Source organism: Burkholderia sp. LFS061 (assembly GCF_047978125.1).
In the GTDB taxonomy this organism is placed as follows: Bacteria; Pseudomonadota; Gammaproteobacteria; order Burkholderiales; family Burkholderiaceae; genus Burkholderia; species Burkholderia pyrrocinia_C.
Genome location: NZ_JBFPFS010000022.1, coordinates 97,632 through 110,239 on the forward strand (window position 1 = coordinate 97,632; position 12,608 = coordinate 110,239).

General features: G+C 67.2%; 12 protein-coding genes. All 12 read right to left on the bottom strand.

The window, feature by feature from the left end:
• Positions 1-103: 103 nt before the first annotated feature.
• On the bottom strand, positions 104-1,294 hold the full coding sequence (locus tag ACNQQL_RS20320; protein ID WP_175958736.1) for an O-succinylhomoserine sulfhydrylase: 1,191 nt from the start codon (positions 1,292-1,294) through the stop codon (positions 104-106).
• Between the two features lie 244 nt (positions 1,295-1,538).
• Positions 1,539-3,071 carry an amidophosphoribosyltransferase gene (gene purF, locus ACNQQL_RS20325; protein WP_072444097.1) on the bottom strand — a complete coding sequence of 511 codons (1,533 nt, stop codon included), beginning with the start codon at positions 3,069-3,071 and terminating at the stop codon, positions 1,539-1,541.
• A gap of 51 nt (positions 3,072-3,122) precedes the next feature.
• Positions 3,123-3,617 carry a CvpA family protein gene (locus tag ACNQQL_RS20330; protein WP_006491262.1) on the bottom strand — a complete coding sequence of 165 codons (495 nt, stop codon included), beginning with the start codon at positions 3,615-3,617 and terminating at the stop codon, positions 3,123-3,125.
• Between the two features lie 6 nt (positions 3,618-3,623).
• Positions 3,624-4,460, bottom strand: coding sequence for an SPOR domain-containing protein (locus tag ACNQQL_RS20335; protein ID WP_347065250.1), 837 nt, complete (start codon positions 4,458-4,460; stop codon positions 3,624-3,626).
• A gap of 29 nt (positions 4,461-4,489) precedes the next feature.
• Positions 4,490-5,800: a bifunctional tetrahydrofolate synthase/dihydrofolate synthase gene (gene folC, locus ACNQQL_RS20340; RefSeq protein WP_347065251.1), complete on the bottom strand. Its 1,311-nt coding sequence runs from the start codon at positions 5,798-5,800 to the stop codon at positions 4,490-4,492.
• A 100-nt stretch (positions 5,801-5,900) separates the two neighbouring features.
• The gene (accD, locus tag ACNQQL_RS20345; RefSeq protein WP_009691548.1) at positions 5,901-6,773 is read right to left on the bottom strand and encodes an acetyl-CoA carboxylase, carboxyltransferase subunit beta; all 873 of its coding nucleotides are present in this window, start codon (positions 6,771-6,773) and stop codon (positions 5,901-5,903) included.
• A gap of 62 nt (positions 6,774-6,835) precedes the next feature.
• On the bottom strand, positions 6,836-7,651 hold the full coding sequence (gene trpA / locus ACNQQL_RS20350; protein ID WP_347065252.1) for a tryptophan synthase subunit alpha: 816 nt from the start codon (positions 7,649-7,651) through the stop codon (positions 6,836-6,838).
• A gap of 42 nt (positions 7,652-7,693) precedes the next feature.
• A complete protein-coding gene (locus ACNQQL_RS20355) occupies positions 7,694-8,545 on the bottom strand; it encodes a DNA-methyltransferase (protein WP_072444105.1) in 852 nt (283 codons plus the stop codon).
• 9 nt (positions 8,546-8,554) lie between these two features.
• Positions 8,555-9,748, bottom strand: coding sequence for a tryptophan synthase subunit beta (gene trpB / locus ACNQQL_RS20360; protein WP_347065253.1), 1,194 nt, complete (start codon positions 9,746-9,748; stop codon positions 8,555-8,557).
• A 54-nt stretch (positions 9,749-9,802) separates the two neighbouring features.
• Complete coding sequence (locus ACNQQL_RS20365) at positions 9,803-10,504, bottom strand: phosphoribosylanthranilate isomerase (protein ID WP_347065257.1); 702 nt, start codon at positions 10,502-10,504, stop codon at positions 9,803-9,805.
• Positions 10,501-11,313, bottom strand: coding sequence for a tRNA pseudouridine(38-40) synthase TruA (gene truA, locus ACNQQL_RS20370; RefSeq protein WP_174420555.1), 813 nt, complete (start codon positions 11,311-11,313; stop codon positions 10,501-10,503). The genes ACNQQL_RS20365 and truA overlap by 4 nt, the downstream gene beginning before the upstream one ends.
• On the bottom strand, positions 11,313-12,608 hold a 1,296-nt coding region (locus ACNQQL_RS20375), incomplete at its 5' end, for a FimV/HubP family polar landmark protein (RefSeq protein WP_347065254.1). The genes truA and ACNQQL_RS20375, both read right to left, overlap by 1 nt.

The following is a 12,608-nucleotide window of genomic DNA, read 5'->3' on the forward strand; positions in this document are numbered from 1 at the left end:
GTGCGCCGGACGCAAGCCTTCATGCGGAAAAAACAACGGGCCGCCTGTTTTGCAGGCGGCCCGTCGTCGTTGATGCGTCGATGCGGCGAAAGCACCGCGTCGCTCAGCCCTCCAGGCCGCGCGCGAGATCGTTACGCAGGTCGCCCGCGTTCTCGAGGCCGACCGACAAGCGGATCAAACCTTCGGTGATCCCCGCCGCCGCGCGCGCTTCCGGCGTGATGCGGCCGTGCGTCGTGGTCGCCGGATGCGTGATCGTCGTGCGCGTATCGCCAAGGTTGCCGGTGATCGAGATCAGCTTCGTGTTGTCGATCACGCGCCATGCGTTCGCGCGCTGCTGCTCGGGCGTGTCGCCCTTCAGCTCGAACGACAGGATCGCGCCGCCCGCCTTCTGCTGACGCTTCGCGAGTTCGTACTGCGGGTGCGACTCGAGGCCCGGATGAAACACGCGTGCCACCGCCGGATGCGAATCGAGCCAGCGCGCGATTTCCAGCGCGTTCGCCGATTGCTTCTCGACACGCAGCGACAGCGTCTCCATCCCCTTCAGCAACACCCACGCGTTGAAGGCCGACAGCGTCGGGCCCGCGCTGCGCACGAACGGGAACACCTTGCCCATGATGAATTCCTTCGAGCCGACCAGCGCGCCGCCGAGCACGCGGCCCTGCCCGTCGAGGAATTTCGTCGCCGAGTGCATCACGACGTCCGCGCCAAGCTTCAGCGGCTGCTGCAGCACCGGGCTGCAGAAACAGTTGTCGACGACGAACAGCGCGTTGGCCTGCTTCGCGATCTTGCCGATCGCCTCGATGTCGGCGAGCTCGGTCAGCGGGTTCGACGGCGTCTCGAGGAAGAACATCTTCGTTTCGGGCCGCACGGCTTCCTGCCATGCGTTCAGGTCGGTCGGATCGACGAAGGTCGTCGTGATCCCGAACTTGCTGAAGATCTGCGAGAACATCCCGAGCGTCGAGCCGAACAGGCTGCGCGAGCTGACGAGGTGGTCGCCCGCCTGCAGCGCGGACATCACGACCGACATGATCGCGGCCATCCCCGACGCGGTGGCGATGCACGCCTCGCCGCCCTCGAGCGCCGCGAGACGCTCCTGGAACATGGTGACGGTCGGGTTCGTGAAGCGCGAATAGGTGAAGTAGTCTTCCGAATTCGCGAAGCGCTCGGCCGCGTCGGCCGCGCTCTGGAAGCAGAAGCTCGACGTGAGGAACAGCGCTTCCGAGTGCTCGTTGAAGTCGCTGCGCAGCGTGCCCGCGCGCACGGCAAGCGTGTCGAAGTTGAGGGAGTCGTCCATGTTCCGTTTTCCGTATTCGATGGCCGCGCGTGTCGCGCAGGCCAAGTCAAAACCAGGCCAAAACAAAAAGCCCGCTATGCGTCGGCATCAACGGGCTTCGGGCGGTACGACAGCGATCGACTCGGGCCGACTGCCGCCGGCCTTCGCTTTAGCTGTTTTGGGAAGTCGCCCCGCGTCCGCAAGCTGATATCAAATCGACGCAAGGCCACATCCTATCACGCTTCGGCAAAAGCGTACGCCGGTGTCACTCGACCGACAGCTGCAGGTTCATCTGCGAGCGCCCGGTGTCGCCGGCCGTGTCGCGATCGGCCTGCGACGCCGGCGTGAGGCGCGCGCGCTCGATCGCGTCGAGATACTCGGGCGTCACGTCGCCGGTGATGTAGTTGCCGTCGAAGCACGACGCCTCGAAGCCTTCTAGCTTCGGGTTGATGTCGCGCACCGCGCGGCGCAGGTCGTCGACGTCCTGGTAGATCAGGTGGTCGGCGCCGATGATCTTCGCGACTTCGTCGTCGGTACGGCCGTGCGCGACGAGCTCGCCGCGCGTCGGCATGTCGATGCCGTACACGTTCGGGAACTTCACGGGCGGCGCCGCCGACGCGAAGATCACCGACTTCGCGCCCGCATCGCGCGCCATCTGCACGATCTCATGCGAGGTCGTGCCGCGCACGATCGAATCGTCGACGATCAGCACGTGCTTGTCCTTGAACTCGATGCTCATCGCGTTGAGCTTCTGGCGCACCGACTTCTTGCGCACGGCCTGCCCCGGCATGATGAACGTACGGCCGACGTAGCGGTTCTTGAAGAAGCCTTCGCGATACTCGACGCCGAGCTTCGCTGCGACCTGCATCGCGGCCGGGCGCGACGAATCGGGAATCGGCATCACGACGTCGATCGGCACGTTCGGCAGCTCGCGCTTGATCTTCTCCGCGAGATAGTCGCCCATGCGCAGGCGCACGTTGTAGACGGGCACGCCGTCGAGGCACGAATCCGGACGCGCGAGGTACACGTATTCGAACATGCACGGATTCAGCGTCGGCTGCTCCGCGCATTGCTGGCTGTGGAAGTTGCCGGCCGGGTCGATGAAGATCGCCTCGCCCGGCTGCACGTCGCGCACGAATTCGAAACCGATGCCTTCGACCGCGACCGACTCCGACGCGACCATCCACTCGGTGCCGTGCTCGGTTTCGAGCTTGCCGATGCAGAGCGGGCGGATGCCGAACGGATCGCGGAACGCGAGCAGGCCGTAGCCGGCGATCAGCGACACGATCGCATACGAGCCCTGCAGGCGGCGATGGACGCCCGAGACCGCCTTGAACACCGAGGCCGGATCGAGCTCGAGGCCCGTGGTCGACAGTTGCAGCTCGTGCGCGAACACGTTGAGCAGCACCTCGCTGTCGGAATTGGTGTTGATGTGCCGGCGGTCGATCCGGAACATCTCGTCCTTCAGTTGCTGCCAGTTCGTCAGGTTGCCGTTGTGCGCGAGGATGATCCCGAACGGCGCGTTCACGTAGAACGGCTGCGCCTCGGCCTCGCTCGACGCCGAACCGGCCGTCGGGTAGCGCACCTGGCCGATGCCGTAGGTGCCGGGCAGGCTGCGCATGTTGCGCGTGCGGAACACGTCGCGCACCATGCCGTTCGCCTTGTACATGTGGAAATTGCTGCCGTCCGCCGTCGCGATGCCCGCTGCGTCCTGACCGCGATGCTGCAGCAGCAGCAAGCTGTCATAGATCAGCTGGTTGACCGGAGATTGGGAGATAACGCCTACGATGCCGCACATGGCATGTCCTTCAGAATGACAAAATCGGTTACGTCCTGCCCGGCCGCGTCGTCACACGCGTACGTACTGGGCCATGCCGTCGGGCAGGAGCTGCTTCAGCTCGTGCACGCCCTGTTCGGCGAAAGGACGCAATAGCGCATTGCGCCAGAAATCCTGTTTGGGCAGTTCGGTCAGCCCGGCCGCCGCGACCAGCAGCACCACCAGCACACAGCCGCGGACGAGCCCGAACATCATGCCCAGCGAGCGGTCGACGCCGCCCAGGCCGCTCGCCTGCGCGATCCGCGACAGCAGCGCGTTCGCGACGCCGGCGACCAGTACCACGCCGATCACGACCAACGCGAAGGCGATCACCCACTGCGTCAGCGCGCCGCCCGGCCAGTTCGCCGGAATGTACGGCACGACCAGCCCGACGTAGCGACCGGCGATCACGATCGCCGCGATCCAGCCGATCAGCCCGAAAATCTCCGACACGAAGCCGCGCCACGCACCGCGCAGCGCCGACAACACGATCACCGCCAATACAGCGTAGTCGAAAGCGGTCAGCATCGTGCGTTACTGCGTCAGGCCGGCTTCGCGCACCTTCGCGATCGCGGCGGACGCCGCCGCTCGATCCGCGAACGGGCCGGCACGCAACAGTGTAGCCGTGCCACCGTCTGCCTGCTTGCGATGCTCGACATATGCGGGCACACCCGCCGATTTCAACTTGGTCGCCCACGAACGGGCCGTCGCGTCATCCTTGAACGAACCGAGCTGCACCGCGAAGCGCGCACCGGCCGGCGACGACGGCGACGATGCATCGCCGCTGTCCGGGCTCGCGGCGTCGGCATTCGCGACGGTCGCGGGCGCCGGCTTCGGCGCGGCCGGTTTCGCCGCGGGAGCAGCCGGCTTCGGCGCGGGCTTCGGCGGCATCACGCTCGCCGTGGTCGTCGTATCGGGTTTCGCGGCCGGCTTGGCGGCATCCTTCGGCGCAGGCGCCGGGACCGCCGCGACGGCGGTGTCGGATGCCGGCGGCTCGTCGTGCGCGACGCCTGCCTGCACGTCGGACGCGTCGTCGTCATGGGGCGCGACCGCCTGGTGCGCGGGCCGGTTCGGGATGTCGATCGCGATGTCGTCCGTCACCGGCTTCGGGTGCGAATCGAGCACCATCGGCAGCACGATCACGGCAGCCACGACGAGCGCGATCGCGCCGACGAGGCGACGGCGCGCGCGTTGCTTTTCTGGAAGGGTCGGATCGAGGAGCAGTGCGTCCGATTCCGGACGCTCGGTGCGGCGCGGGCGCCGCTCGACGCGTTCAGTGCGCTCCGTGCGCACGTTCCGGGAGGTCCCGGTGCGACCGCCGCGCCGTGTGGGCGCGTCGTCGTCTTTTTTGCCGAACGAGAAAATTCCCATGAATGGCTGAGTCCGAAACTGCCCGTCAGTCAGTGTTGCTGCGATTTACGGTAGGCCAGCACGCCGGCAACCGTATGGAAACTGCCGAAAACCACGATTCTATCATTCTCGGATGCTCTTTTTAGCGCATCGCGAAACGCTTCGGCGGGCGACGCGTAACGCGTCACGCTCGAATCGGGCCCCTCCTCCACGCCAGCCTTGCGCAGCGCGGCTTCGAGCTGCTCCGAGGATGCCGCGCGCGGCAGCGGCAGGTCGGTCACGCACCAGTGGTCGATCTCGCCCTTCAGGTGCTTCAGCACGCCGTCGATGTCCTTGTCGTGCATCGCGCCGAACACCGCGTACGTGTACGGGAAAAAGCCCATGTTGCCGAGATTCTGCTCGAGCACGGCCGCCGCGTGCGGGTTGTGCGCGACGTCGAGCACGATCGCCGGCTTGCCGGGCAGCACCTGGAAGCGCCCCGGCAGTTCGACGTTCGCGAGCCCGAGCCGGATGTCCTGCGCGGATACCGGCAGCACCGGGCGCAGCGCCTCGAGCGCGGCGAGCGCGGCCGATGCATTGATCAGTTGATTCGCGCCGCGCAGCGCCGGATACGCGAGCGCCGGATAGCGCTTCTCGCGGCCGAGGTAGCTCCACTGCTGGCGCTCCGCGCCCGCCTGCGCCTCGTAGCGGAAATCGCGGCCGACGAGCCACAGGTCGGCGCCGATCGCTTCGGCGTGGTCGATCAACGTTTGCGGCGCGGCCGGATCGCCGCAGATCGCCGGCTTGCCCGCGCGGAAGATCCCGGCCTTCTCGAACGCGATCTTCTCGCGCGTGTCGCCGAGGTATTCGGTGTGGTCGATGTCGATGCTCGTGACGATCGCGCAATCGGCATCGATGATGTTGACCGCATCGAGCCGGCCGCCGAGGCCGACTTCGAGGATTACCGCGTCGAGCCCACGCGATGCGAACAGATGCAGGATCGCGAGCGTCGTGAATTCGAAGTACGTGAGCGACACCGGTTCCGGCAGCGACGTGCGTGCGGCTTCGACGGCCTCGAAGTGCGGCAGCAGTTCGTCGTCGGTGACGTTCTGCCCGTTCACGCGCGCTCGCTCGTTGAATTCGAGCAGGTGCGGCGACGTATGGCAGCCGATCTTGTAGCCCGCGCGCAGCAGGATCGTCTCGAGGAACGCGCAGGTCGAGCCCTTGCCGTTCGTGCCGCCGACGGTGATGACGGGGCACGCGAATTCGAGCTGCAGCGCCGCCTTGACCTGCCCGATACGGGTCAGGCCCATGTCGATGCCGACCGGGTGCGCGCGTTCGAGGTGCGAAAGCCACGCGTCGAGAGTGGGAAAAGTGCTCATCGGATCAAATCTGGATCGGTACCGCCACTACGCCAAAAAACGAAGCGCGCCGCCTGACGCTGAAGCCAGGCGACGCGCAGAGTTCACAACCTCGCGCCGGTCAGGCCAACGCGTCGGCCGGCTGTCGCTGCAGCAGCGCGAGCAGCTGCGCGATCTCGTCGCGCATCTTGCGGCGGTCGACGATCATGTCGATCGCGCCCGTCTTCAGCAGGAATTCGGCGCGCTGGAAACCTTCCGGCAGCTTCTCGCGGACCGTCTGCTCGATCACGCGCGGGCCGGCAAAGCCGATCAGCGCCTTCGGCTCGGCAATCACGACGTCGCCGAGGAACGCGAAGCTCGCCGACACGCCGCCCATCGTCGGATCGGTCAGCACCGAGATGAACGGCAGCTTCGCTTCGGCCAGCTTGGTCAGCATCGCGGTGGTTTTCGCCATCTGCATCAGCGACAGCAGGCTTTCCTGCATCCGTGCGCCACCCGACGCCGTGAAGCAGATGAACGGCACGTGCTGTTCCAGCGCGTTCTGCGCGCCGCGCGCGAAGCGCTCGCCGACGACCGAGCCCATCGAGCCGCCCATGAACGAGAACTCGAAGCAGGCCGCGACGACGGGCAGCGTGTGGATCGCACCGCCCATCACGACCATTGCGTCGGTCTCGCCCGTCTCGTCCATCGCTTCCTTCAGACGATCGGGGTACTTGCGGCTGTCCTTGAACTTCAGCGAGTCGACCGGCACGATTTCCTGGCCGATTTCATAACGACCTTCCGGATCGAGCAGCCCGTCGAGGCGCTCGCGCGCACCGATGCGCATGTGGTGATCGCACTTCGGGCACACGTGCAGGTTCGCGTCCACGTCGTTGCGGTACAGCACGGCCTCGCAGGACGGGCACTTGACCCACAGGCCTTCCGGAATGCCCTTGCGGCTTTTCGGGTCGGTCTGCTTGATCTTCGGCGGCAACAGTTTGTCGAGCCAGCTCATCGTATGGTTTCCTGTTCCGTGGCAGGCCGGGCCGCATGGCCCGCCCGCTCCCTGTGTTGTGTTTATCGCGCCGTCTTGCCCGCGCCGTCCAGCGCGGCACGCAGCTCGGCGATGAACGCCTTCAGCGCGGCGGCGGCGCCTTCCGGCGCGGCGCTTTCGAGCAGCTGCACGAGGCGGCTGCCGATCACGACGGCGTCCGACACCTCGGCCACCGCGCGTGCCGTTTCGGCGTCGCGGATGCCGAAGCCGACGCCAACCGGAACCGGCACGCGCGACTTGATGGCCGGGATTTTACCCGCAATGCTCGAAACATCCAGATTTCCCGCGCCGGTCACGCCCTTGAGCGACACGTAATACACGTAGCCGCTCGCGATCTTGCCGACGTCGGCGATGCGTTCGTCGGTCGACGTAGGCGCGAGCAGGAAGATCGGATCGATCTGCGCGGCGCGCATCTTTTCGGCGAATACGCCCGCCTCTTCCGGCGGATAGTCGACGACGAGCACGCCGTCGACGCCGGCCGCCTGCGCTTCGGCCGCGAACGCGTCGACGCCCATCCGCTCGATCGGGTTCGCATAGCCCATCAGCACGACCGGGGTTTTCGCATCGATTTCGCGGAAGCGCTTCACGTCGGCGAGCACGCTCTTCAGCGTGACGCCGCGCGCGAGCGCGCGTTCCGACGAGCGCTGGATCACGGGGCCGTCGGCCATCGGGTCCGAGAACGGCACGCCGAGTTCGATCACGTCCGCGCCGCCTTCGGCGAGCGCGTGCATGAATTCGACGGTCTTCGCGGGATCGGGGTCGCCGGCCGTGATGAACGGGATCAGGCCCTTTCGGCCTTGTTCGGCGAGCGCGGCAAAGGTCTGCTGAATACGGGACATGGCAATTTTCCTAGGATTCGTTCGGCGATGCGGCGGCGCGATTCACGCGCATGCCGGTGCGGCGAGCGCGCTCACGCGCTCGTGCGCGATCGCACAATAACTTTCGTTGATCTCGTAGCCGACGAAGTCGCGCCCCTGCCGTGCGCAGGCCACCGCGGTCGTGCCGCTGCCCATGAACGGATCGAGCACGCGGCCGCCCGGCGGGCAGCTCGCGAGCACCATCCGCTCGACGATTTCCAGCGGCTTCTGGGTCGGATGATCGACGCGCTCCGCGTGCTGCCGGTGCAGGCGCGAAACCGACCAGACGTCCTTCGGGTTGTAGCCCATCTCCAGCCACTTGCTGCCTTCGAACAGCTTGCGCGAGCGGGCCTTCTTCGTGTCGGCGTCGTACGGGATGCGGACCGGATCGAGATCGAAGTAATACGCCTTGGAAACCGCGAAAAAACCGATGTTGTCATGCACCGACGTGAAACGGCGCGTCGTGCCGCCCATGCTCGGCACGCGCCGGTCCCAGATGATCTCGTTGACCATCGTGAGCTTCGTCTTCAGGAAACTGAAGATTTCCGGCGCGTACTGCCATGTGCAGAAGATGTACATCGACCCGCTCGGCTTGAGCTTCGGAATCGCGAGCTCGAGCCACTCGCGCGTCCACGCGAGAAACACGTCGCCCGAACGCTTGTCCGAGTCGTTGCCGTAGTCCTTGCCGAGCCCGTACGGCGGATCGGCGACGATCAGGTCGATCGACGCATCCGGCAGGTTCGCGGCATCGGTCAGGAAATCGCGGTTATGCAGTTCGATACCGGACGGCAGCGCGCGCGGCACGACGACGGCCGGCTGAACCGCCTCCGCCTCGCTCGCGGCACCGCCGCCCGGCTCTTCGATCAGGTCGCGCATCGGTCGGGGTCAGAGCTCGATGCCCGATCGCTCGGCGACCGTGTGCATGTCCTTGTCGCCGCGGCCCGACAGGTTGACGAGCAGGATCTTGTCCTGCGGCAACGTCGGCGCGAGCTTCACGCCATACGCGATCGCGTGGCTCGACTCGAGCGCGGGAATGATCCCCTCGATCCGGCAGCAGTCGTGGAACGCCTTCAGCGCTTCCTCGTCGGTGATCCCGACGTACTGCGCGCGGCCGCTGTCCTTCAACCATGCGTGCTCGGGGCCGACACCCGGATAATCGAGGCCCGCCGACACCGAGTGCGTCTCGATGATCTGGCCGTTGTCGTCCTGCAGCAGGTACGTGCGGTTGCCGTGCAGCACGCCCGGGCTGCCGGCGATCAGCGATGCCGCGTGATGGCCGGTGTCGAGCCCGTCGCCGGCCGCTTCGACGCCGATCAGCTGCACCGACGCATCGTCGATATACGGATAGAAGATGCCCATCGCGTTCGAGCCGCCGCCGACGCAGGCGATCACCGCGTCCGGCTGCCGGCCCGCGAGCTCGGGCATCTGCACCTTGCACTCGTCGCCGATCACGCGCTGGAAGTCGCGCACCATCATCGGATACGGGTGCGGGCCCGCAACCGTGCCGATGATGTAGAACGTGCTCTCGATGTTCGTGACCCAGTCGCGCATCGCTTCGTTCAGCGCGTCCTTCAGCGTGCGCGAACCCGACTCGACCGGCACGACCGTCGCACCGAGCAGCTTCATCCGATAGACGTTCGCGGCCTGCCGGCGCACATCCTCGGAACCCATGTAGACGACGCACTCCATCCCGAAGCGCGCGCAGATCGTCGCGGTCGCGACGCCGTGCTGGCCGGCGCCCGTCTCGGCGATCACGCGCTTCTTGCCCATGCGCTTCGCGAGCAGCGCCTGGCCGATCACGTTGTTGATCTTGTGCGCGCCCGTGTGGTTCAGGTCCTCGCGCTTCAGGTAGATCTGCGCGCCGCCGAGCGTCTCGCTCCAGCGCTGCGCGTGGTAGATCGGCGACGGACGGCCGACGAAATGCTTCAGCTCGCGCTCGAATTCGGCGACGAAGTCGGGATCGTGCTGGAATTTTTCATACGCCGCGCGCAGTTCGTCCAGTGCGTGAATCAGCGTCTCGGCGACGAACGTGCCGCCATACGGGCCGAAGTGGCCGCGAGCATCAGGAAGGTTGTACATGGTGTCTCTCTCGATCGGTCGATGCGCCCGCTTTCGGGGCCGCACCGGCTTGCATCACCCGGCGTCCGCTGCGCGCACCGCGCGTACGAACGCCGCCATCCGGGCGTGATCCTTCACGCCCTTCGCGCCCTCCACTTCGATGCCACTCGAGACATCGACAGCAAACGGGCGCAACTGGCGGATCGCATCACCGACGTTTTGCGCGCTCAAGCCACCACTCAAAACGGCCCGATGCGCGAGCTCTGCGGGAATAAGAGACCAATCGAAGACCTTGCCGCTACCGCCGTAGTCCGGCACCAGGGTGTCGAACAGGAGGCCGCGCGCTTTCGAATAATGAAGAGCCGATTCTACCAAATCGGACGGCTGCGTCGAGGGGCCGACGCGCACCGCGCGCAACCACGGCAGGTGTGCCGCGCGGCCGAGCGCGTCGCATTGCTCCGGCGTCTCGTCGCCATGGAACTGCAGCAGCGTGAGCGGCACGTCGCGCACGACAGCTTCGATCTCGGCTGCGGTCGCATTCACGAACAGCCCGACCACCGACACGAACGGCGGCGCGAGGCGCGCGAGCTCGGCCGCCTGCGCGATCGTCACCGCGCGCGGGCTCTTCGGGTAGAACACCAGGCCGATCGCATCGGCGCCGAGCGCCGCTGCGTGCAGCACGTCCTCGGGGCGCGACAGCCCGCACAGCTTGATGCGCGTGCGCGGCGGCAGGCCGGCGGCGGCGGAAGTCGAAGTAGACACGGTGTGATCCGTCATGATTGCGGGTCCAGATCGGCCCAGACGCTGCTCCACGGCACGCTGCCGAGCTGCGCGGGCGGGACGGCGAATTCCGCCGGGTAGCCGACGTGGGCGAGATACAGCCCGTCGGCCATGAACGTGGGCGCCGCGAGGTTGCGGTCGCGCCCTGCCAGCACGTCGGCGACCCAGTCGGCCGGATAGCGGCCGCGCCCGACCGCGACGAGGCAGCCCATCAGGTTGCGCACCATGTGGTGCAGGAACGCGTTGGCGCGGAAGCGGAAATGGATGAACTGGCCCGTTCGCCGCACGTCGATCTGGTACAGGTGTTTGACCGGCGTCTTCGACTGGCATTCCGACGACCGGAACGACGAGAAATCGTGCTCGCCGATCAGGTGCGCGGCGGCGGCGCGCATCGCGTCGTCGTCGAGCGACGTATGGATCCAGCCCGCGCGCCCGGCCAGCATCGGCGAGCGCACGGGGTGCACGTACAGCACGTAGTAATAGGTGCGCTCGAACGCCGAGAAACGCGCGTGGAACGTCTCCGGCATCGGCTTCGCCCATTGCACCGACACGGTCGACGGCAGGAACGCGTTGGTGCCGCGCACCCACGAGAATGCCTCGCGGTCGAGATCCGTGTCGAAGTGCACGACCTGCCCGAGCCCGTGCACGCCGGTGTCGGTCCGCCCGGCTACCGTCGTATGCAGCGGCACCCGCGCGAACTCGGCCAGTGCATGCTCGAGTCCGTTCTGCACGGTCTTGCCGTGCGGCTGCGCCTGCCAGCCGCAGAATGCCGCGCCGTCGTACTGAATGCCCAGCGCGATCCGCATCACGCCTCGTCCGCGAGTTTCACGAGCAGCGCGCGCGCATCGTCGCGCGTCGCCGCGTCGTTCGCGTCGACCACTTCCTGCAGCAGCGTCCGCGCGCCGGTCAGGTCGCCCAGTTCGACGTACTCGGCCGCCAGGTCGAGCTTGTTGCGCGCGATGCGTGCAAGTTCGTCCGGGGTCAGCGCGGGCAGCGTGGCGCCCGGCGCGGACGGCAAGTCGAGGTCGAAATCGAGCTTCAGCGCGCCGAACTGCGCGCCGCCGAGCGGTGGCAGCAACGACGTCGAGGACGGGCTGCCCACGTGGGCAGCCGGTGTCGTCGCGTCCGGATCCCATTCGAACTCGTCGTCCTGGTCGGCCGGATGCTCCGGGGCCGGATCGTTTGAGCCATTTGGCGGGCGCAACGCGGATTGACCGTTAGTTGCGATTTTGTCGGCGTCGGACTGCCCTGCTCGTGCAACCGGCTCGTCCGCGGCCAGCGACGGATCGTCCTGCATGCGCGGCGGCAGCGGCATGTCGAGGCTGCCGAGCGCGCTGATCGCGTTCTGCATCAGCGCCGCGTGCTGCGTTTCGGTCGCCGAAGGCTCGGCGGGCGTTTCGGCGGGCTTGTCGGCGGCCGCCCGTTCTACCGGTTCTGCGTCGTGCAGGGCCATGGCCGGAGCCATGTCGTTCTCCGGCGGTACTGCGGCATGGGCAGGCGCAGGCGGCAATTCAGGCTGGTCGTCATGCGGCTTCATTACTTCGGGCGTCGGCGATGCATCCGCCTCAGGCGGCTCGACCGTCTCCGCCGCTGCGGCAGTCGCCGCGGCGAGGTTCATGTCGGCGGCCGCGTCGCGGGCGACCGGCATCTCTGGCCGGATCGGCAGTTCGCGTTCGATGGACGGCGCTGCTTCTGCTTCGGCAGCAGTTGCAGCCGTCGTGCCCGCATCGTCCGTGTGCCGGCCCTTCCGGCGCTTGCGCCACGCGAACCCCGCCGCGAGGACGATCACGGCCGCGCCGGCCGCTGCGGCCGGACGCCAGTCCATCTGATCCGAAGCGCGCGCAGGCGCCGTCACGGGTGCGACCGGCTGCGCGGGCGCCGATACCGGCTGCGCAGCGCTGGCGGCCACGCCGGACGCCGCTTCAGTTGCCGGCGATGCGGCAGACGGTGCGCCCGCATCGTTCGCAGCCGGACGCGGTGCAGCAGGTGCCGGTGCCGGCGCGACGTTGTTCGTCGCGGCCGGCTTGCCGATGCCGTGCTTCTGCAACTCCATCAGCACGCGATTCTTCAATGCCAGCAGTTGCTGCAGGCTCGACGGCCG